Genomic DNA, 21,284 nt, shown 5'->3' with positions numbered 1-21,284 from the left:
TCCAGTCGTGGGGCAAGCGGCGGCCAGTGTCAATGCAGCTTTGCGACGCCGCGCGTCCAGATCACGACAGTGTCATTTGGGGACGTGTTCACCGCCCGGATCGCGGCGTCGATATTGGCGCCGGACAGCGCGGTCAGCGCATCAAAGATCGCTTCGGCCCCTTCGGCGCGGGCGGGGATGGTCAGGACCGCGCCCAATTGCTGGAACCGCCAAACGGGAAGCCCCGCCAAGTCGCGCCCAATCTCGATCCGCACCACATCGTCAAGCGAGGCAAAGCCGCCCCCAACAGGTGCCAGATAGGTCACTTGGCGTTCGTCAATCTGCACCACGCCGACGCCCCCATGTGCCGAGCGAATACGCGCACGCCGCAGGCCGGACCACAGGATCACCGCACCAAACGCGGCCAAGGCCAGACCCATCCATGTGATCAGCCCAAGGGAATCCCATGCCCACAAGAGACCGAGAAGGACGATGGCGACGCCAAAAAGCGCCTCGCGATAGCGCAGAAGTTGCGCCTGAAGTTCGGGACGGATCATCCCCAATCCCCAAGCACTTGCTGCCACATGGTCATGGCGGCGACGGCGGCGGTGTCGGCGCGCAGGATGCGGGGGCCGAGGCTGACGGGGTGGGCGTTTTCCATTGTGTGGAGGCGGGCGCGTTCGCGGTCGGAGAAGCCGCCTTCGGGACCGATGAAGATGGCCCAGCGGTGGCCGCTGGCGGCGGTGAGCGTCTCGGCCGCGCCCACCAGCGCCTCGTCACAGAACATGATCTGGCGGTCGTCGGGCCACGCGTCCAAAAGCTTGTCCATACGCATTAGATCCACGACCTCGGGCACATAGGTGCCACCGCATTGCTCGGCCGCCTCGACAGCGTGGGCCTGCAGACGATCGCGGCGGATGCGTTCGGAATTGGTGAACTCGGTCGACATGGGCTGGATCAGGGCGGCGCCCATCTCGGCGGCTTTCTCGACAATGAAATCGGTGCGCGCCTTCTTGATCGGCGCAAAGCACAGCCACAGATCGGGGGGCATGTGCAGCGGGCGGGATTGCTCAAGACACTCCAGCACACCCTTGCGTTTGCCGGCCTCGATCACGCGGGCGGGGTATTCGCCGTCGCGCCCGTTGAACAGCGCCACTAGATCGCCTTCGCCCAGCCGCATTACCCCAAAAAGGTAATGTGCCTGATCGCGATCCAGCGAAACGGTTTGCCCCTGACCCAAGGGGTGATCTACATAGAGCCTGACTTTTGCCTGTTTCATGAGGGAAATCTATGACCCCGAACGCCGATTTGCCAGACCAGAATGGACAGGTTTCTGATGCCTATACGGGCAATTGGGTGGATCACCGCGCGCCAGCTTGGTCGCGACCCTATCTGCGCCTCAGCCGCGCGGATCGTCCGATTGGCACATGGCTCTTGCTAATCCCCTGCTGGTGGAGCCTGCTTCTGGCCACCGCAAGCACGGGTCGCATTGGCTGGTACGACGCGTGGATCATGCTGGGCTGCGCGATCGGGGCCTTCCTGATGCGTGGGGCGGGGTGTACGTGGAATGACATCACCGACCGCGATTTCGACGGCAAGGTCGAGCGCACGAAAAGCCGCCCGATCCCCTCGGGTCAGGTTACGGTGAAACAGGCGTTGGTGTGGATGGGCGTTCAGGCGCTGATTTCCTTCGCCATTCTTCTGACCTTCAACTGGACCACAATTCTGCTGGGTGTCGCGGCCCTGCTGCCCGTGGCAATCTATCCTTTTGCCAAGCGCTTCACATGGTGGCCGCAGGTCTTCCTTGGCATCGCGTTCAACTGGGGCGCATTTGTGGGGTGGGTTGCGCATACCGGATCGCTCAGCTTCGCGCCTGTCGCGCTTTATGCCGCTGGGATCGCGTGGACCCTGTTTTATGACACGATCTATGCCTATCAGGACACCGAGGATGACGCGCTGATCGGCGTGAAATCCACCGCACGCCTATTTGGCGAGAACAGCCGCGCATGGCTGCGGTTGTTCCTGATTGCCACCGTCGCGCTGACCGCCCTTGCGATCATTCTGGCACTGGCCCCTAACGCGAATGTCCTGTCGCTGGTCATCGCGCTGGGTGGCGCGTGGTTCATGGGGTGGCATCTGGCATGGCAACTGCGCTCGCTGGACACGGACAGCCCGGAAAACTGCCTAAAACTGTTCCGATCCAACCGTGATACGGGGCTTATTCTTGTGCTGTTTCTTGCCGCAAGCCAAATCGTATGATTGCACCCTGCCCCCTGACCCCATAATAAACTAAAAACCAAAGAAATCACGGACCTGAATACGTATGCGCCCCTCGCAATTTCTTATGGCCTCGGCCTCGCTTGTTGTTGGCGCTTTTCTGGCCCTGTTTGCGGCTATTCTTTCGGTCAATGCCATCGAAAGCTTTTCAGAAGATGCTGTGCAGGATGCGCTGACCCTGCGCGGGCATGAATGGGCGCAGGTTCAGTCCGATGGTTTGCAGGTCGTGCTATCAGGCAATGCACCCAGCGAAGCCATGCGCTTTCGCGCGCTGTCCATCGCCGGGGGTGAGGTCGACGCGACCCGTGTGATTGACAACATGACCATCCCTGAGGCCGAGATCGTCGCACCGCCGCGCTTCTCGATCGAGGTTTTACGCAACAACTCGGGCATCTCGATGATCGGCCTGATCCCCACGAAATCGGACCGCAAGGGGCTGGTGAAAGAAGTGGGGCGGATCGCCGACAAGGCCGAGGTCACGGACCTTTTAGAGGTCGCCGACTATCCCATCCCCGCCAACTGGGACACGACGCTGGACTTCGCGCTCTATGCGCTGAAACAGCTGCCGCGCTCGAAAATCTCGATGGATGCCGACAAGGTGTCGATCACCGCGGTGGCCGACAGCGCAGAAGAGCAGCAAGAATGGGCCCGCCTTCTGAAGCGCAAGGCCCCGCGCTCGATCCTTTTGTCCATCGACATCTCGGCTCCGCGCCCGGTCATCACCCCCTTCACGCTGCGCTTCCTGATTGACGACGAGGGCGCACGGTTTGACGCCTGTTCCGCTCATAACGCCATCGGACGCGCCAAGATCATCTCGGCCGCGACCGAAGCGGGGCTTGAAGGTGTGGCCAACTGCATCATCGGGCTGGGCGTACCGTCCCCGGATTGGGCCGATGCGGCCGAAATGGGGATTAACGCGGTCGCGGCCCTTGGCGGCGGTTCGGTTACCTTCTCGGATGCCGACGTTACTCTGGTCGCGCTGGACACCACGCCGCAAGCCACCTTCGACCGCGTGGTGGGCGAGCTGGAAAGCAACTTGCCGGACCTCTATTCGCTGCACTCGGTCCTGCCGGAACCCGTCAAGATCGACGGCACCGGCGAAGGCGAGGCAACACCCGAATTCGTCGCAACCCTTAGCCCCGAAGGTCAGGTGCAACTGCGCGGCCGCTTGTCGGACGAAGCCTTGCGCAGCGCGGCAGAAAGCTTTGCCCGCGCCAAGTTCGGCTCAAACGCGGTCTACCCGGCCACCCGCCTTGATCCCGATCTGCCCAGCAACTGGCCCACGCGCGTTCTGGCTGGCCTTGAGGCCCTGTCGCTGGTCCACAGCGGTGTGATCGTCGTGCAGCCCGACATCGTGGACATTCGCGGGCGCACCGGAGACCCAGAAGTCGCTGCAGAAATCTCGCGCCTGTTGGGCGAGAAACTTGGCGCGTCGGAGAACTTTCAGGTCAATGTCGCCTACGAAGAAAGCCTGAACCCGACCCTGCTGCTGCCCAGCCCGGAAGAATGTGCCGCAGACATCAACGCGGTTCTGGCCGAAAAGAAAATCACCTTCGCGCCCAGCTCGGCCAATATCGAAGCCTCAGCTGCCGAGACCGTCGACAAGATTGCCGAGATCATGCGCGACTGCTCGGACGTGCGGATGGAGATCGCAGGCTACACCGATAGCCAAGGCCGCGAGGAAATGAACCTTGCCTTGTCGCAAAACCGTGCGCAGGCCGTCCTGTCGGCGCTTCTGTCGCGCCGGATCCTGACCTCGAACCTGTCGGCTGTCGGTTATGGCGAGGAAAACCCGATCGCTGACAACGGAACCGAGGAAGGCCGCGAAGCCAACCGCCGGATCGAGTTCCGCTTGTTGGAAGGTGTGTCGGACGACGACGCAAAGACTGCTGACGACGCGGAAGCTCTGGAAACCGAAGCCGCGCCCGAAACCACCGATGCGCCTGCAGCAGACGCTCCGGTCGAAGGGGGCGAAGCCCCTGACACCGAAGCCGCGGACGGCGACGTTTCGGACGCGACCACCACAGACTCACCTGAAGACACCGCCGCGCCGTCCTATAGTGGCCCCGAAGTCTTCGCCCCCGACGCAGACGACCCCCGCCCGGCCCCGCGCCCGGAACGCTGATTGACACGGAAGGACAGCCCCGATGAACAGAACCGAGTTTATCATCGTCACCGCCATTATTCTTTTCGTGGCCTTCGTACTGGGATGGTTTGCCCATTGGCTGATCCACCGCTTCGTGCAAGTGCCTGGCAGCGAGATGAGCGAGCTGGATAAGATGGCGCAGGCGCTTCACGACGCGGAAGAAACCCGCGACGAAGCGATCACATATCTGCAATCGCGCGAGGCCGAGATGGCCAACCAACTCTATCAGACCGAGGCCGAGCTACGCGCCGCGATGGACGGCCTGCGCGATGCCCGCCACGAAGCGGAAGAGCTGCGCGCGTATATCGAACGCACGCAGCAGGCTTAACTTACAGGTCTTTCACCAGCCGAAGCGCGTCATAGATGGCGGCATGCGTATTGCGTGCTGACACCGCGTCGCCAATGCGGAACAGTTGGAATTGCCCGTCAGGATTGGTGTTGATGGTCTGCGGACGTCCCTCGATCAGCGCGTTGTGGTCCATTTCGCCTCGGTTGGATGAGAGCTCTTTCAGGTCGAAATACAGATCATCCATCGGCATCGTGCCATAGTTCACAACCACCTGATCGTATGTGGCTTCGCGGGTGTAATCGGAATAATCCGTCCCCAGCGTGACCGTCAGGCGATTACCGTCGCGCGCGATACCCTTCAGGCGCTCGGTCACCGTAAAGCGCACCCCTTTGGGCTGAAGCGAGCGCATATAGGGCACAAGGTTCATCGCCATGATGTCCGGGGCGAAGACACGATCGGGGGTCATCACCTCGACATTCGCGCCAGCTTCGGCAGCGATCTCGGCCGCTTGCAACGCCGGATGGTCGCCGCTTTCGTCATAGATCAGCACATCGCCCGCACATTTCACGTCGCCTGCGATCACGTCCCACGCGCTGACGGCCAGATCCTGCTCGCCCTTGGTCTCGAACAGTTCAAGGTTCGGCAAGCCACCGGTAGCGACGATCACCACATCGGGGTTCAGGTCGGTGACGTCCGAGGCCTCGGCCCATGTGTTGAAATGGAACGTCACATCGCGGGCCGCGCATTGCGCCATGCGCCAGTCAATGATGCCGATCATCTCGCGCCGGCGTGGGGTTTGTGCCGTCAGGCGCACCTGACCACCGGGATCGGGTTGCGCCTCGAAGACGGTCACGTCATGGCCGCGTTCGGCGGCCACTCGCGCGGCCTCAAGCCCCGCAGGCCCAGCACCTACGACCACCACCTTGCGCGGGGTCTCCGCTGGGGCGATCTCGTGCGGCATGGTCAACTCACGCCCGGTGGCGGCGTTATGGACGCAGAGCGCATCCCCCGCCTGATAAATCCGGTCGAGACAGTAGGTCGCACCAACACAGGGGCGAATATCTTCTTCCCGCCCTTCGATGATTTTCTTCACGATATGCGGATCGGCCATGTGCGCGCGCGTCATGCCGACCATATCCAGCTGCCCCGATGACACCGCGTGGCGCGCGGTGGCAACATCTGGAATACGGGCTGCATGGAATGTGGGCATCCCAACCTCTTTGCGGACCCGCCCCGCGAAATCCAAATGCGGAGATGCCGGCGCACCCTGAATAGGGATCATATCCGTCATCGCAGGATCCGTATGGATGCGCCCCCGGTTGATGTTCAAGTAATCCACATGCCCGCAGTCACGCAGCATCCGGGCAATTTCCAATCCCATTTCAGGATCAATCCCGCCCGTTTCGACCTCATCTGGCGCAAACCGCACCCCAACGATGAACTCACGCCCCACACGGTCGCGCACGGCTTCAATGATATCCATTGTTAGCTTCATCCGCCCAGCAAGGTCGCCGCCATAGGGGCCGTCCAGCCGGTTGGTCAGAGGCGAAATGAACTGGTCCAGCAAATGCCCGTGGGTCATCACCTCGACTCCATCCATGCCACCTTCTTTCATCCGCTCGGCCGCGTCCGCGAAGTCCGAGATGATCCGCGCGATATCCCAATCCTCGGCCATTTTTGGGAAGGCGCGGTGGGCGGGTTCGCGATGCGGGGTCGAGCACACCGGCGGCAACCAATCACCTTTGTTCCAGCCCGTGCGCCGCCCCAGATGGGTCAATTGGATCATGCAGGCTGCACCATGTTCGTGCACCGCATCGGTCAGGTTCCTGATCCACGGCACCACCTCGTCCTTATAGGCAAGGATGTTGTTAAAAACTGGCGGGCTGTCTTTCGACACAGCCGCAGATCCCGCCGTCATGGTCATCGCCACACCCGCCTTGGCGCGCTCGGCATGATAGGCGGCATAGCGCGCTTTCGGCATTCCATCCTCGGGATAGGCTGGCTCGTGACTGGTGGTCATGATCCGGTTTCTCAGGGTCAGATGCCCCAGTTGATACGGCTGCAAAAGTGGATCGTTTGACATCATCCATCCTTCTCGGCTTTGGGCAGTCTCGCCCGCATTTTCTTGTTTCAAATATCCTGGGGGAGCGTCGCAGACGCGGGGGCAAAGCCCCCTACCCCCTCAATACCAAGCGTCTTCCATCGAGGCTTTCTTGCGCGCGATAAAGTCCTGCAAAGCCTCGTCTGTGGCTTCATCCATCGCAGGCGCCTCATAAGCCGCCAACTGCGCTTTCCAACGCTGGTTCGCACGGGTCGCCATGTCAATCTCGCCCTGTTCGTCCCATGTCTCCCACGGCTGGTTGTCGTCCAGCGCGCTGTCGTAATAGGCGGTCTTGTAGTGGCGCATCGTGTGCGCGGTCGAAAACAGGTGCTCGCCCGGCCCTTGTTCGGCCAAGGCATCAAAGCCCAGCGTATCCTCGTTCACCACAACCCCATCGTAGTAAGAATGCAGCGCGCCACAGAGGTCCAGATCCAGCATGAATTTCTCGTAGGACATGGACAAAAGCCCATCGAGGAACCCGGCCGAGTGCAGCAGGAAGTTCGCCCCGCACTGCACCGCCGACATCATCGACATCATCGATTGCTGCATTGCCTGCGCATCCGGCAGTTTCGAGGTCGAAAAGTTGCCCGCACAGCGCAGGGGCAGGTTCAGGCGGCGTGCCAGCTGGCCATAGACCAGACTGCCCACCGCAGGTTCTGCCGTGCCGAATGTGGGCGAGCCCGAGCGCAGCGACATTGAGCTGAGGAAGCTCGCCAGCACCACCGGCGCGCCGGGGCGCTCAAGCTGTGCAATCGCGCAGGAGACCATGCTTTCCGCCAGACATTGCGCCACAGATCCCGCCATGGTCAGTGGCGACACCGCACCGCCCAGCAGGAACGGCAGGTGGATTGATCCCTGCCCGGCCTTGGCATATTCGCGGATGCCCTGCGACGTGACGCCATCAATCACCAAGGGGCTGGTGGTGTTGAAATTGCCCATGATGACGCAGTTCTGGTCGACAAATTCCGCGCCGAACAACACGCGGCACATCTCGACACTGTCGGCAGCGCGTTCGGGCGCGGTGATCGAGCCCAAGAACGGGCGATCCGAGTACCGCATATGGGCATAGACCATGTCCAGATGGCGCTTGTTTACCGGCACATCGGTGGGTTCGCACACGGTGCCGCCGGAATGGTGCAACCACGGGCTCGCCTGTCCCAGCTTCACGAAGTTCTGGAAGTCCTCCAGCGTGCCATAGCGGCGACCCTTGTCCAGATCCATCACGAAGGGGCTACCATAGGACGGCGCGAAGACCACGTTGTCGCCGCCGATCTGTACATTATTGGCCGGGTTGCGCGCGTGCTGGGTGAAGACGCCCGGCGCCGTCTTCAGGATCTCGCGGATCATGCCCGGCGCGAACTTGATGTTCCAGCGGGTATCGTCAAGCTGCGTGACCTCGCCACCTGCCTTACGGAACATCTCGACCGTTTCAGGATCGTCGCGGAACTCGATGCCGATCTCGGCCATGATGCGGTCGGCGGTCGCCTCGATCTGGCTTAGCGCCTCTTCCCCCAGAATGTCATAGGTGGGGATGCCGCGCTTGATATAGGGCCGCTCCAGATGCGGGTTCTGCCCCGGCGCACCATCACGTGCCTGCCGCTTACCACGGCTGCGCCGCCGTCCTGTGCTTAGCTCGCCCATCACATCCTCCTTCGTCATGAGTCGCATAGTTGACATAAGTGGCAACTGATTTGACACATGTGTCAAGTCGCCTATGATCCGCGATTATGGCTAAAAACGACATCCCCCGCCCCCGCGCTTCCGAAACCATGTGGCTTGATGCTGCGCTTGAGCTTTTGGTCACGTCCGGTGTGGACGGCGTGAAGATCATGCCGCTGGCGAACCAGCTTGGCCTGACGCGGACCGGGTTCTATCACCACTTCCGTGACCGCGAGGCGCTGCTGGACGCGATGATCAAACGGTGGGAGGACAAAAACACCGGCAATCTAGTCGCCCAATGTGCGCTCTACGCCGAGACGATCTGCGAGGCGATGTTCAATCTTCAGGATTGCTGGTTCCAGAAAGACCTGTTCGACGCGCAGCTTGACCGCGCGATCCGAAACTGGGCCGATCATGATGTCGCCCTCAAGCAACGGGTGGATGACGCCGACGCCCAGCGCAAAACCGCCATCAAATCCATGTTCGAACGCTATGGCTATGCCCCGGATGATGCCGAGGTGCGGACAATGGCGATCCTTTATACACAGGTCGGCTATATCGCGATGGAGATCAAAGAAGACCCCACGGGCCGGATCGACCGCGTCCCGCGCTATGTCGAGCTGTTCACCGGCCAAACCCCGACTGACAGCGAGATCCGGCGTTTTCGCGCCCGGAACGGATATTGAATCCAATTTTCCCCTAGCGTCTGTTTTCCATCCATGCTTTTGGTAGTCTAACACCTGAAAGACCTGACCGGGCCAACCGAGCCGCCCGGCAGAATGGACGACCGACATGCGCTTGCTTTCGACCCGCAATCGGCCCGTGGATCTGGGCCCTTACCCGCTTGAACGCCTACGCCGGTGCGATACCGCGCCGGGGATGGATCAGCTTGCCCCCGATCCGCACCTGTCCTTTGACCGGCCCGAGCGGCCCGAAAGCATCGTCAACGCGATGACCCCCTATCAGGCAGCGCTGGACGCAATCCGGGATGGCGAGGTGAACCCGGCCCGCTCGTCCATCCCCGATGATCTGGACGAGCGGGCGCGACATTTGAAGGCCTTTGGCTATTTCGCAGATGCCTCGATGGTTGGCATCACGCGGCTGGACGCGGACGCGCTGCGCGACACGCCCGCCGAGAACCCCGGCATTCAGGACCTCGTCACCGCGTTAGAGACGCGCGAGGTGCGGACGCTGGCCGCTGGCATCGACACGTTGATGGCTGAGCTGAAGGAAAGCCTGTCTGCTGGCATCCGCCCGGTGTCAGGCCACACCCACGCGATTGTCTTCCTATACGAACACCACCGTGCGCCCCGCGTGGGCGAGCCGGGTGCCGATTGGATCATGGACGCACAGGATCACCGCGCCTGTCTTCTGTCCTCGGAAACCGCCATCGTCATCGCGAACTATCTGCGGCTTCTGGGCTTCGACGCGAAGGCCCATACCGGGGCAGCCAGCGATGTCTGGATGTCACGGCTTGCCGTGCAGGCCGGGCTGGCCTGGGCAACGCCCGAGGGTCCGCGCGCACCGTGGCTGGGTGACCAGTACGGCCTCGCCGTTGTCACCACGGATCTTGAGATCAGGCCCGACCGCCCCCTTGCCCCCGAAGCGGAGCAGACAAGCCTGACAGGGCTGCGCTGGACGCTGGGCATGGACAGCGCGAAATCCGGCCTGAACCGCGATCCCTATGCGCGGCGTGACTATGCGCAAGGCCCGCTGCCCTTCGAGCGGTTAAGGCGTGTCGACCAGCCCACATCCTATATCGACGAAGAAAACGTCGCCCGCGTGCCGAAACGGTCCGACATGTTCGCCCGCGCGCAATTCGGCGATATGGGCAAGCATCTGCACGAAAGCTCCTCTGGTGGGATGTACGTGCGCAAGGCCGCGCCAAGTTATGCCCAACGCCGCGCGCTTGGGGTGTTCACGCCACTGCAGGATGGCCCCGTGGCCGACGGCGCGCGCCCGACGGATGCGGAACAGAACGCTGCCGCGCTGCGTGCCGCAAGCTATTTCCTTGGGATCGACGCGGCGGGCACCAGCCGCTGCCCCGACTGGGTCTGGTACAGCCACGACGCGACGGGGGCCGAGATCGTGCCGACCCATCACAACGCGATTTCCATGATCGTGGATCAGGGCTTTGAAACGATGGAGGGCGCGTCCGGCGACGACTGGATCGCGGTCAGCCAATCCATGCGCGCCTATCTGCGGTTTTCCCTGATCGGCGGCGTTATCGCGCAGCAGATCCGCAACCTCGGCTACTCGGCCAAGGCCCATACGGTAATGGACGGCACGGTGCTGCAACCCCCGCTTCTGCTTCTGGCCGGGCTGGGCGAGATCAGCCGGATTGGCGAGGTTATTCTGCACCCGCTGCTTGGCCCGCGTCTGAAATCCGGCGCGGTGACGACGGATATGCCACTGGCCCATGACAAGCCGATTGATTTCGGCCTGCAGCGTTTTTGCGAAAGCTGCAACAAATGCGCGCGGGAGTGTCCCTCGGGCGCAATCACCGCTGGGCCGAAGAAGATGTTCAACGGCTATGAGATTTGGAAATCCGACAGCCAGAAATGCACCACCTACCGCGTGACCCAACCGGGCGGCGCGATGTGTGGGCGCTGCATGAAAACCTGCCCGTGGAACCTTGAGGGGCTGTTTTCCCAGACGCCCTTCCGCTGGGCGGCCTCGACCCTGCCGGGGGCGGCGCCTGTCTTGGCGAAGCTTGATGATGCCGTCGGCAATGGCGGGCTGAACGAGGTCAAGAAATGGTGGTGGGATTTGGAGCTAGGCGAGGATGGCGGATACCACGCCCCCAAGCAGCCCACGAACCGCCGCGACCTTCAGCGCGAGATTGATCTGAAGCCCGAGGATCAAACCCTCGCCACCTATCCCGCGCCTTTGGCCCCACCACCCTATCCCTATCCGTTCCCGATGGACCGCGAGGCGGGGATTGCGGCCTATGACGCACTGATCTCGGCCAAGGAATATCGAGACAGGAAAGCGCGCGGGGACCTGTCGATGGTGCATCGCTATGTGGTGCCGGACGACAGCCCGGTGCTGCAGCTGACCCTGTCGAAGGTCGAGCAGATGACGCCCGGCGTCACGAAATACGAACTGTCCACGCTGGACGGGTCAAAGCTGCCCGCGTGGACCGCCGGGGCGCATCTGGACGTGCTCGTCTCGCCCGATTTCCTGCGGCAGTATTCGCTGTCTGGTGACCCCGCCGACCGCAGCACCTATCAGATCGGCGTGTTGCGGGAAGAGGATGGGCGCGGCGGGTCGGCGCTCTTGCACCGGATCTTTACCGAGGGGCGGAAAGTCTTCGTCTCGAAGCCCATCAACCATTTTGAACTGGTCGAGGATGCGCCCAAGACCTTCCTGATGGGCGGCGGCATTGGCATCACCCCGATGATCGCCTTTGCGCACCGCCTGCACGCGCTTGGCGCCGATTTCGCACTGCACTACTCGGCCAGCAGCCGGAAGGATGCGGGGTATCTAGACGATCTGGCGGCGATGCCGTGGGCGGATAAGGTGCATCTGCATTTCTCGGACGAAGGCTCGCGCGCGGATTTCGATGCGGTGTTCACCGATGCCCCCGACGGTGCACATATCTATGCCTGTGGTGCGGATCGCTACATGGATGCGGTGATGCAGGCGGCGGAGCGCCAAGGCATCCCCGAGGACGCGCGGCATCTGGAATATTTCAGCGTGCCCGAGCAGCCGGATTATGAAAACCACCCCTTCACCCTGCGCCTGAAGGATGGCCGCAGGATCGCGGTCTCGGAAGATCAGACTGCGGCGGATGCGTTGAACGCGGCGGGGTTCCATGTGGACGTCAAATGCTCGGACGGGATTTGTGGCGTGTGCAAATGCGGTGTGCTGTCGGGCGAGGTCGAGCATCGTGACTTCGTCCTCTCGAACGCCCAGCGCGAGGGTGCGATGATCCTGTGCCAAAGCCGCGCGAAAGACCCAGACGGAGAGATTGCGCTGGATTTGTAACCTCACGCACCGCTCACAGAAACGTCATCTGAACCGGTGATCCGGGGCGGAAAGCCCCCCGTACTCCTTGTATCTGACAACAAGGAGATCAACATGCTTCGTCGTACTTTCATCGCCATCACCGCAGCCGCTGCCTTTGCCGCCCCGGCTTTCGCAGACGACCATTCTAAAGACATCGTCGACACCGCCGTCGGCGCAGGCAGTTTCACCACCCTCGTCGCCGCTGTGCAGGCCGCCGGTCTGGTCGACACCCTGAAGGGCGATGGTCCCTTTACCGTCTTCGCCCCCACCGATGACGCGTTTGCCGCCCTGCCGGAAGGCACCGTCGAAACGCTCTTGATGCCCGAAAACAAGGACAAGCTGGTATCAATTCTGACCTATCACGTGGTCCCCGGCAAAGTGATGTCCGGCGATCTGTCGGACGGCATGATGGCCGCCACTGTGCAAGGCGCTGAAGTGAAGATCGGCACCATGTCGGGCGTGACGGTTCAGGGTGCCAACGTGACGGCTGCCGACATCGAAGCCTCGAACGGGGTGATCCATGTGATCGACAGCGTAATCCTGCCGCCAGAAAGCTAAAGCTTTCTTCCCCCCCACTCACGGCAGGAAAGGGGTCGCCCAGCGCGGCCCCTTTTTTTTGCCTTTGGACTACTCTGCGATATCGCGCGGCAGTGTGATCAGGAAGGCAGTGCCGGTGTCGTCGGTGCGTTCCAGCTCAAGCGTGCCGCCATGACCGCGCACCAGTTCGGCCGAGATCGCCATGCCCAAGCCAGACCCGCCTTTGCGGTTGGTGCCGGCAAAGGGTTGAAACAGGTGATCTTGCGAGGATTTCGGCAGCCCCGGCCCGGTATCCACCACGCGGATTTGCCAGTCGGTTTCCGTCTCGGAAGCCTGCAACGCGATCTCGCCCGGTTTACCCGAGGCTACGATGGCCTGACGCGCATTGCGGACAAGGTTCGAGAGCACGCGATACAGCTGCTCGGGATCGGCACGCAGGGTCAAACCGGCGGGAATGTCTTCTGCAAAGGACAGATCGTGATCGCCCGCTGATAGGCGTTCGCTTTCGATGATATCAGCGGTCAGTTCGGCTAGATTGAAACGGTTCATGGTCGGCGCGGGCTCTTCCGCCTTACCGAAGGCCAGCGTGTTTTCGCACAGGCTGACCGCGCGGGTGATCGAGTTCACCAGCTTCGGCACGACCCGCTTCACCATCGGATCTTCACTGCTTTCCATCCGGTCGGCGAACAATTGCGCGGTGGTCAACACGTTGCGCAGGTCATGGCTGATCCGCGCGACCGCACCGCCCAGTTGCGCCAGACGCTCTTTTTGTTTCAAGGCGCCGGTCAGGTCGGTTTGCAGACTGCGCAGGGTGACCTCTGCTTCACGCAGCTCGGTCACGCTGGTAGCGGGCGAGATAATCCGCCGCGCGTCTTCGGGATCGGCAGCATAGGCTTTCATATTGCCCACGACGCCCTTGATCGGGCGCACGATCACGCGCTGCACCGCTAGGAACAACAAAAGCGCAGTGATGACCGAGATAACGGCGGACAGCAGAAGGATGTTCACCCCATAATCGATCATCGCGGCGCGCAGCTTGGCGGTCCACATGGTGACCTCGATCACCAGACCGCCCTCGCGCACCGGGTCACCGATGACGCGGATCACCTCGGGTTCGGGATTGAACAGACGCATCATCGCGTCACGGATCAGGGTCATCGCTGACGCGTCGCGCAGATCATAGTCGTGAGTGACCGCACCGGGTGGGGTCGAGGACAACATCAGCTCGCGCATTTCGTCACGGCGCAGAACGACGTTATAGACCTCGGCATTCTCCAGAAGTTCCGCTTCCAGCTCTGGCGCGATCATGTCGTCGGCAAGCAGCGCAAGCGACGCGATCTGCGCGCGTTCCAGACGGTCTTGCAGATAATCCGCCCGAAAGCGCGCGACCGAGGGCACGAAGATCAAAATCTCGGCCAGCATGACGAACAGGGTCGTCAGGATCAGGAAACGGCCGGAAAGAGTATTGAACACCTGCGCGCCCTCTTCGGTTCGGTTACGGGATGAATTTCTGTACGAAGCCTACCACCCGTTTGACCGTAGGATTATCAAAAAGTCGAGGCGAGAAATAGGCCCCCGCCGCCCGCTTGCTGATTTCCGCCATGGTGGGATAGGGCGCGACCATCGCCGCGATCTGCCCCATTTTCAAACGGTTGGCGAGGGCCAGCGCCCACAGCGTAATCATCTCGCCCGCGCCGGGACCGACAATGGACACGCCAACGGGTCGACCTTTCACGATCATCACCTTGATCAGCCCCTTGGTCTGCTGGGTCGCAATGGCGCGGTCATTTCCGGCAAAGTCGAACCGGGCCACCTCCAGCTTGTCGCCGTGGGTCTTGCGGGCTTCGGCTTCGGTTAGGCCAATCTGGGCCAGTTCAGGTGCGGTATAGGTTGCCCAAGGGATATGATCGGTGCGCTGTTTCGAGGGCAATCCGAATAGCATCGAGCGGATGATGACACCCGCATGGTAGCCTGCCACATGGGTGAATTGCAGCCCGCCCGCTACGTCTCCGATCGCATAGACCTTCTTGTTGGTGGTGCGCAGGCTGGCATCGACCTTGATGCCCGCGCGGGTGGGTTCGATGCCGGCGGCCTCTAGGTTCAGTTTATCAGTGTTCGGCTTGCGCCCGACGGCCATCAGCAAATGGGTGCCTTTGAAGACGCGGCCATCCTTGACCTCGACTTCAATCGCGCCAGCTTCGCCACGGATTTCGGCCGCGAGCGCTTCTTCTTCGATGGCAATGCCTTCCTCGCGGAGTGCCTCTAATACATGCGCGGCCATTTCGGGATCATCCCGGCCTAGCGCTTTCATGCCTTCGATCACCGTGACCTCACACCCCAGCCGACGATGCGCCTGCGCCATTTCCAGCCCGATGGGGCCGCCGCCGATGATCAGCAGGTGGTCGGGTTTGTCTTTCAGTTCGAAAATCGTCTCGTTCGTCTCGTAAGGCACGTTCTCGATGCCCGGAATGGGGGGCACCAGCGGCGACGAGCCGGTCGAAATCACGAAGCGCCGCGCCTCGATGACATAATCGCCTGCCTGCACTTCCTTGGGCGAGATGAACTGACCGTATTCGGTGATCACCCGCACGCCCAACCCTTCAAACCGCTCGACCGAATCGTGGGGTTCAATGGTCGCGATGGTCTGGCGTACATGGTCATGCGCCTCAATCCAGCCCATCGCGGTCTTGCCCGCATGCAGCAGCGCTTTCGAAGGCACGCACCCATAGTTCAGGCAGTCTCCGCCCATCTTATGGCCTTCCAAAAGCACCACGGACGCCCCCATCTGCACGGCTCCTGCCGCCACTGACAGCCCGCCCGAGCCTGCGCCGATGATGCAGACATCCGTCTTGATACGTTCAGCCATGTCAGGCGTCCTTCTTGAAAAGTTTCAGCACCATTGGAAGGGCGGCCAGCGCGGCCAGTCCCAGCATGGGCAACAGGATGTGGGGTTCAAAGATGATGCCCAGATCCGGGGTTTCGCCGCGGGCAAAGACCTCGCCCAGACCTGCACCGACCGAGGTGTAGACCAGCCCGCCGGGAATGATTCCAAGGAAGGTCGAGATGACAAAGCGGTGCAGCGGTACGCCGACCAGCGCGGGAATCAGGTTCGCCACGAAGAAGGGCACAGCCGGTACCAAGCGGATCAGAAACAGGACGGACCACTGGTTTTCGTCGATCCCGTCCTTGATGTTCTTCACCGCGCCTTCGCTGCCTTCCATCTTGGCGGCCAGCTTCTCGCCCAGCCCCCAGCGGGCGGCCAGAAAGATCACCGTGGCGCCGATTGTGGCGCCTGTGACGTTGAACAGCACGCCGGGGAAGGTCGCGAACAGAAAGCCCCCAGTCAGGGTCGCGATGGTCGCGCCGGGCAGCGAGAAGCCGACGATCACCACATAGGCCGCGATGAAAACACCAACGGTCAGCAGATAATTGGCATCCCGAAACGCCAACAGCGCCTCGCGATTCTGCGCCAAGGTCTCGAAGCTGAGGTAATCGCGCAGGGTAAAGGCACCGATCACGGCCACAGCGAGGATCGCAATCAAGGGCAAACGGCGTAGCAGCGCGTTCTGTTCAGGCTTCGACATGTTCGTGTCGGGGTCGGTCATCATCATCGGTCTTTCCGGTCAATGCAGCAGGGTCGCAGCTGTGCCGCGGTGGTTGTGTGCAACATGAGCGCAATCGCCCGCCTTGCCCACCCACCTCACGCTTGCTTGAACAGGGGTGAAGAAATCGCATAGAGATGTAACAAAAGGGGCGAAAATATTTCATCAGGCATTTGACTTGCCCCCAATTGCCCCCTATAGACCGGGCTTCGAATGACACACGCTCCGAATCCACCGGGATTGGGGGCCTAAACGGAGACGGGCGATGAAACGCACTTACCAACCTTCGAACCTGGTTCGCAAACGCCGCCACGGCTTTCGCTCGCGCATGGCTACCAAAGCCGGTCGCAAGATCCTGAACGCCCGCCGCGTACGTGGCCGGAAGTCGCTGAGCGCATAAGCGCTGGGGCCGCAGGCATGTCTGCGCCCAAAGCTGACAAAACGAAAACCGCCGAGGCCGATGGGTCTGCGGCGGTTTCCGTTTGCGTGGATGATCCCAAACTGATCACCCTGACCGAGCGGCGCGACTTTCTGGCCGCCGCCCGCGCGCGCCGCGCACCCGCGCCTGCGTTTTTGTTACAGGCCCGCAAACGGCGTGAGGGCGAGAAAGCCCCACCCCACCAAACCCGCATCGGGTTTACCTGCTCGAAGAAAGTCGGCAATGCCGTGGTCCGCAACCGCGCCAAACGCCGCCTGCGCGCCATCGCGCGCGAGGTTCTGCCCGGTTTGGGCAAGCCCGGCTGGGACTATGTGCTCATCGGTCGCGCTGAAAAAACCGTGTCGCGTGACTATATGGATCTGAAAGCGGACCTTGCCCGCGCCATCGACCAGATCCACGCCCCGCGAAAGAAATCATGAGCCCCGCTGCCTTCCTCCTGTCCCTGCCGATCCGGGCCTATCGCCTGATCTTCAGCCCGTGGGTTGGGTTCAACTGCCGCTATCAACCCACCTGCAGCGCCTATGCGCTGGAAGCCCTGCAAAAGCACGGCGCCTTTAAAGGCGGCTGGATCGCGGCCAAGCGGATTGCCCGCTGCAACCCGTGGGGATCCTGCGGCTATGACCCGGTGCCGGGCACCAAACACGATTGTAGCACCCACGATTGATACAATCGTGCCTTCGCGGCCACAGCCTGCTGCAACCTGCACTTGAAACTTGAGTTATGACCCGTTTGCGCTAAACAGGCGCCATCCGCAACGCTCAAGCAGAAGGAGGCGTTACATGACGAATACCAGCGCTCTCCGCCAAACCTGTGTTGCGGCCTATTGGGGCACCCACGCCTCGTGACCAACGCGTCACGCGCCTGACCGCCCCCGCCGCCCGGATACCGGGCCTTCCGATAGCTGACACATGACACCAGACCATGGCCGCACTGCGTCCGTCGTTTCGTGACCGTTCAGCTCTCATTGCAACCAAACCCAACTTCAAGAAGGGCCGGCGCCATGCCGGTAACCAACCCATGATGGACTCGAATTTTCACTCTGAACCTGTTCGGCTGAACGATTTGCTGGACGACTTGATTGCCGATCACGGTGCGATGCGCGTACTGCGTACGCTGGCGATGCGGCTTGTTGCGCGAAATCTGCGGCGACCGCGGGCGGACCACCTGTCCGACCACCTGCGCCGGGATATGGGACTTCCGCCCGGCCACCCTCCGCCAAAGTTCCGCGAACCGCGACTGTAATCCGCGCTTTCACTCGGTCCGCCCCTGCATTTCGGGGCGGGCCAAAAAGTGCTTGACCTAAAGTTGACTTGAGGTCCGACAACACAGTCACCCCCGAATTAGGAGATCGATAATGACCTATACATTGACCCTGCCGCCCCGCCGCGCCCGCAACCGTCGCATCGAGGCAAAACTTTTGAACCTGATCGAAGCGTACGGCCGCTGGCATGTGATCCGCGCCAGCCTGTTTGCCAAGCGCCATCGGCCAGAACGTCTGGACGATCTGCCGCCGTCCCTTGCGCGGGATCTGGACCTGCCGCCGCGGGATCTCTCCCTCCCGTCGCAGCGCCAGCATTGGCTGTAAGCTTTGGGGGCAGAGGCGCAGACCGACCCCTTGCCCACAAGGGTGTTTTCGCCTATGCCGCGCCCATGAAAGATCAGCTCGACGACATTCACCCGCTGTTTCACGGCGCGCCCTCGACCACCGAGTTCAAGAAGCTTCGCAAGCGCATCATGCGCAATGTGCGCGAAGCCTTGGACCAGTACGGCATGGTCGAACGTGGTGCCAAGTGGCTTGTCTGCCTGTCGGGCGGCAAGGACAGCTATACCATGCTGGCTGCGCTTTATGAGCTACAATGGCGTGGCGTGCTGCCGGTCGAGATCCTCGCCTGCAACCTGGATCAGGGCCAGCCGGGCTTCCCCGCCACCGTCCTGCCGAAATTCCTTGAAGACATGCAGGTTCCGCACCGGATCGAGTACGAAGACACCTACTCGATTGTGATGGATAAAATCCCGCAGGGCCGCACCTTCTGTTCACTGTGTTCGCGCCTGCGTCGCGGAAATCTCTATCGTATTGCGCGTGAGGAAGGCTGCTCGGCCGTGGTGCTGGGGCATCACCGCGACGACATCTTGGAAACCTTCTTCATGAACCTCTTTCACGGCGGGCGACTGGCCACGATGCCTCCCAAGCTGGTGAACGAGGAAGGCGACCTGTTCGTCTATCGCCCGCTGGCCCATGTCGCCGAGGAAGACTGCGAGAAGTTCGCGACTCAGATGAACTATCCGATTATCCCCTGTGACCTCTGCGGATCGCAGGATGGATTGCAGCGACAACAGGTGAAAAAAATCATCGACCAGTGGGAATCGAACTTCCCGGGGCGCCGCCAGATCATGTTCAAAGCGCTCATGAACACGCGCCCCAGTCACCTTCTGGACCCGCAACTCTTTGATTTTGCAGGGCTGACGCGAGAACAATCATAAGTTGATGAAAATACCTCATCAATTCCTGGCAGTTTTTTCGGGCGCGTTAACGCCTGATTGACCACACGTTCCTACTTTGTCCCAGACGCCCCGGGAATCCGGACCGCGTTTGGAGTGTTAGTCTAGGAATGCATCATGGCTGTCAGTTTTGGCCCATCCCCTGTTAAAAACGCTGTTCGGCATTTTCTGACCAGCCCCCAGTTTACCGCGATTCTACCTGCGGCGTTGCTATTGGCCTATTGGGCGGGGGGAGAGCATGCTCTTTTGGTGTCAGCGATCCTTTTCCCCGGACTCTTTGCGCTTGGCGGCACGCTGACCCGCACGTCACTCAAAGATAGATGGTCATCTGATCCGGTCACGGGCCTACCGCTGCGCGGGCGGCTTACACATATGCTGGATGCGGGTTTTCACGACCCTGATATGAAAGAGAAATGCTGCCTGGTGATCGAGGTTGACGCCTTTCCTCAACTGGCCGACCACTATGGATTGGATGCGCAGGACAAGATCGAAGCTCAGATCGGCGAAACGCTGCGATCGATGCTACGCGCTACGGACCTGATCTGCTCGTTGGGCCGAGGGCGGTTTGGCATTGCGATCGACCGAACAACCCGCGCTGACCTTGAAGTTGTCTTGCAGATCGCCGCGCGGCTGCAATCGGCCATCGCGACCCCGATTGATCTGGATGAAACACGTCTGCACCTAACCGCCAGTGTCGGCTTTTCGCTACCCCGGCGTGCGCCCGAGGCAACTGGAGACTCACTTTTGCAAGCCGCCGAAAGCGCCCTTCAGACGGCACAGGTTGCCGGGCCGGGCTCGATCCGGGCGTTCGCCAATGGCATGGCGCCAAGGGCAGCACCATCCGAGCATTCCGAGGCCGAGCTGTCCGAAGCGTTGGAAACCGGACAAATGATTCCCTGGTTCCAGCCTCAGGTCTGCCTGCGCACCGGGCGCTTGACCGGGATGGAGGCGCTGGTCCGCTGGAACCATCCTGAACTGGGTCTGATTGCTCCGGCCGCTTTCTTGCCCGCCCTGACGCAAGCAGGACTTTTGGAGCGTCTGAGCGAGGTGATGCTGTTCGAATGCCTGACCAGCATCTGTAAATGGGATCAATTGGGGCTTGAGGTGCCCTCCGTATCGCTGAACATGACGGCAGAAGAGCTGTCCAACCCCAAACTGTTCGAGAAGATCCGCTGGGATCTGGATCGATTTGACGTCTCGCCCGAACGGTTGACGCTGGAAATTCTGGAAAGCGTGATCGCGCAAGGGGACGATGACGTCATCGCGCGCAACATCAATGCTCTGGCACGCATGGGCTGCAACATTGATCTGGATGATTTTGGCACCGGACACGCTTCGATTGCCCATATCCGCCGTTTCAACCTGAACCGTATCAAAATTGATCGCTCGTTCGTCACCCATGTCGACACGGACAAGAACCAGCAAAATATGATCTCAGCCATTTTGACGATGGCAAGACAACTTGAAATTGGCGTGCTGGCAGAAGGCGTCGAAACCCACGGCGAACACACAAAACTGGGCGAATTGGGATGCACGGATGTTCAAGGCTATGCGGTGGCAAAACCCATGCCGATGGATGCGACCAGTCTGTGGATCAAGAACCACAGATCCACCTCGGATCGCGTTCACCACATCCCAAAGCACGCCTAGCGCGTTCGCAGACCCGCATTTCTTGGCACATCGGGATAAACTGCTTGACCTTTTGGCCCTTGCCCTGTTGAACCACTCTGACCGAAAACTATGAG

The 21,284-nt window shown here is 61.3% G+C and carries 20 protein-coding genes; 13 read left to right on the top strand and 7 right to left on the bottom strand.

Annotated elements, in window-relative coordinates; genetic code table 11:
- Nucleotides 1-29 precede the first annotated feature (29 nt).
- Both Q0677_RS06985 and Q0677_RS06980 read right to left on the bottom strand, forming a co-directional pair.
- Nucleotides 30-536, bottom strand: coding sequence for a hypothetical protein (locus Q0677_RS06985; RefSeq protein ID WP_298907649.1), 507 nt, complete (start codon nt 534-536; stop codon nt 30-32).
- Nucleotides 533-1,258, bottom strand: coding sequence for a 16S rRNA (uracil(1498)-N(3))-methyltransferase (locus Q0677_RS06980; RefSeq protein WP_298907646.1), 726 nt, complete (start codon nt 1,256-1,258; stop codon nt 533-535). Before Q0677_RS06980 ends, Q0677_RS06985 begins: the two co-directional genes overlap by 4 nt.
- Before the next feature lie 11 nt (nt 1,259-1,269).
- Here Q0677_RS06980 and ubiA point away from each other — a divergent pair, with 11 nt between their 5' ends.
- The 3 genes from ubiA to Q0677_RS06965 all read left to right on the top strand — a co-directional run bounded on the left by ubiA (nt 1,270) and on the right by Q0677_RS06965 (nt 4,730).
- Entirely contained in the window at nt 1,270-2,238 is a 969-nt protein-coding gene (gene ubiA / locus Q0677_RS06975; RefSeq protein WP_298907644.1) for a 4-hydroxybenzoate octaprenyltransferase, read from the top strand.
- A 64-nt stretch (nt 2,239-2,302) separates the two neighbouring features.
- Nucleotides 2,303-4,381 carry an OmpA family protein gene (locus Q0677_RS06970; protein ID WP_298907642.1) on the top strand — a complete coding sequence of 693 codons (2,079 nt, stop codon included), beginning with the start codon at nt 2,303-2,305 and terminating at the stop codon, nt 4,379-4,381.
- A 22-nt stretch (nt 4,382-4,403) separates the two neighbouring features.
- Nucleotides 4,404-4,730 (top strand): hypothetical protein, encoded by a 327-nt coding sequence (locus Q0677_RS06965; protein ID WP_133484891.1) that lies wholly within the window; start codon nt 4,404-4,406, stop codon nt 4,728-4,730.
- 1 nt (nt 4,731) lies between these two features.
- Here the strand turns inward: Q0677_RS06965 and Q0677_RS06960 are convergent, their stop codons facing one another.
- Nucleotides 4,732-6,774 (bottom strand): NADH:flavin oxidoreductase, encoded by a 2,043-nt coding sequence (locus Q0677_RS06960; protein WP_298907640.1) that lies wholly within the window; start codon nt 6,772-6,774, stop codon nt 4,732-4,734.
- A gap of 99 nt (nt 6,775-6,873) precedes the next feature.
- Nucleotides 6,874-8,451, bottom strand: a complete 1,578-nt coding sequence (locus Q0677_RS06955) for a trimethylamine methyltransferase family protein (protein WP_298907638.1) — start codon at nt 8,449-8,451, stop codon at nt 6,874-6,876.
- A 68-nt stretch (nt 8,452-8,519) separates the two neighbouring features.
- Here Q0677_RS06955 and Q0677_RS06950 point away from each other — a divergent pair, with 68 nt between their 5' ends.
- The 3 genes from Q0677_RS06950 to Q0677_RS06940 all read left to right on the top strand — a co-directional run bounded on the left by Q0677_RS06950 (nt 8,520) and on the right by Q0677_RS06940 (nt 13,020).
- Nucleotides 8,520-9,137 (top strand): TetR/AcrR family transcriptional regulator, encoded by a 618-nt coding sequence (locus Q0677_RS06950; protein ID WP_298907637.1) that lies wholly within the window; start codon nt 8,520-8,522, stop codon nt 9,135-9,137.
- Nucleotides 9,138-9,243: 106 nt separating this feature from the next.
- On the top strand, nt 9,244-12,441 hold the full coding sequence (locus tag Q0677_RS06945) for a reductive dehalogenase (protein WP_298907634.1): 3,198 nt from the start codon (nt 9,244-9,246) through the stop codon (nt 12,439-12,441).
- 93 nt (nt 12,442-12,534) lie between these two features.
- On the top strand, nt 12,535-13,020 hold the full coding sequence (locus tag Q0677_RS06940) for a fasciclin domain-containing protein (RefSeq protein ID WP_298907632.1): 486 nt from the start codon (nt 12,535-12,537) through the stop codon (nt 13,018-13,020).
- A gap of 69 nt (nt 13,021-13,089) precedes the next feature.
- On the opposite strand, the gene Q0677_RS06935 is transcribed toward Q0677_RS06940, so the two are convergent.
- The 3 genes from Q0677_RS06935 to Q0677_RS06925 are packed head-to-tail and all read right to left on the bottom strand — an operon-like array spanning nt 13,090 to nt 16,604.
- Nucleotides 13,090-14,472: a HAMP domain-containing sensor histidine kinase gene (locus Q0677_RS06935; RefSeq protein ID WP_298907629.1), complete on the bottom strand. Its 1,383-nt coding sequence runs from the start codon at nt 14,470-14,472 to the stop codon at nt 13,090-13,092.
- A 22-nt stretch (nt 14,473-14,494) separates the two neighbouring features.
- The gene (locus tag Q0677_RS06930; RefSeq protein ID WP_298907626.1) at nt 14,495-15,865 is read right to left on the bottom strand and encodes an FAD-dependent oxidoreductase; all 1,371 of its coding nucleotides are present in this window, start codon (nt 15,863-15,865) and stop codon (nt 14,495-14,497) included.
- A 1-nt stretch (nt 15,866) separates the two neighbouring features.
- Entirely contained in the window at nt 15,867-16,604 is a 738-nt protein-coding gene (locus Q0677_RS06925; protein WP_298907623.1) for a TVP38/TMEM64 family protein, read from the bottom strand.
- A gap of 262 nt (nt 16,605-16,866) precedes the next feature.
- Between Q0677_RS06925 and rpmH the strand changes: the two genes are divergently transcribed.
- The 7 genes from rpmH (at nt 16,867) to Q0677_RS06890 (ending at nt 21,189) form a co-directional block, all read left to right on the top strand.
- Complete coding sequence (gene rpmH / locus Q0677_RS06920; RefSeq protein WP_133484898.1) at nt 16,867-17,001, top strand: 50S ribosomal protein L34; 135 nt, start codon at nt 16,867-16,869, stop codon at nt 16,999-17,001.
- Nucleotides 17,002-17,018: 17 nt separating this feature from the next.
- A complete protein-coding gene (gene rnpA, locus Q0677_RS06915; RefSeq protein WP_298907620.1) occupies nt 17,019-17,459 on the top strand; it encodes a ribonuclease P protein component in 441 nt (146 codons plus the stop codon).
- The gene (gene yidD, locus Q0677_RS06910) at nt 17,456-17,704 is read left to right on the top strand and encodes a membrane protein insertion efficiency factor YidD (RefSeq protein ID WP_298907618.1); all 249 of its coding nucleotides are present in this window, start codon (nt 17,456-17,458) and stop codon (nt 17,702-17,704) included. Before rnpA ends, yidD begins: the two co-directional genes overlap by 4 nt.
- 257 nt (nt 17,705-17,961) lie before the next feature.
- A complete protein-coding gene (locus Q0677_RS06905) occupies nt 17,962-18,282 on the top strand; it encodes a hypothetical protein (RefSeq protein ID WP_298907617.1) in 321 nt (106 codons plus the stop codon).
- A gap of 112 nt (nt 18,283-18,394) precedes the next feature.
- On the top strand, nt 18,395-18,625 hold the full coding sequence (locus Q0677_RS06900; RefSeq protein WP_298907615.1) for a hypothetical protein: 231 nt from the start codon (nt 18,395-18,397) through the stop codon (nt 18,623-18,625).
- A gap of 65 nt (nt 18,626-18,690) precedes the next feature.
- Complete coding sequence (gene ttcA / locus Q0677_RS06895) at nt 18,691-19,521, top strand: tRNA 2-thiocytidine(32) synthetase TtcA (protein ID WP_298907613.1); 831 nt, start codon at nt 18,691-18,693, stop codon at nt 19,519-19,521.
- Nucleotides 19,522-19,788: 267 nt separating this feature from the next.
- Complete coding sequence (locus Q0677_RS06890) at nt 19,789-21,189, top strand: bifunctional diguanylate cyclase/phosphodiesterase (protein WP_298907610.1); 1,401 nt, start codon at nt 19,789-19,791, stop codon at nt 21,187-21,189.
- Nucleotides 21,190-21,284: the final 95 nt, after the last annotated feature.

Source organism: uncultured Aliiroseovarius sp., from assembly GCF_947492455.1.
Classification (GTDB): Bacteria; Pseudomonadota; Alphaproteobacteria; order Rhodobacterales; family Rhodobacteraceae; genus Aliiroseovarius.
The sequence above is the reverse complement of the archived record's forward strand: the minus strand, read 5'-3'. Positions and strand labels throughout refer to the sequence as shown.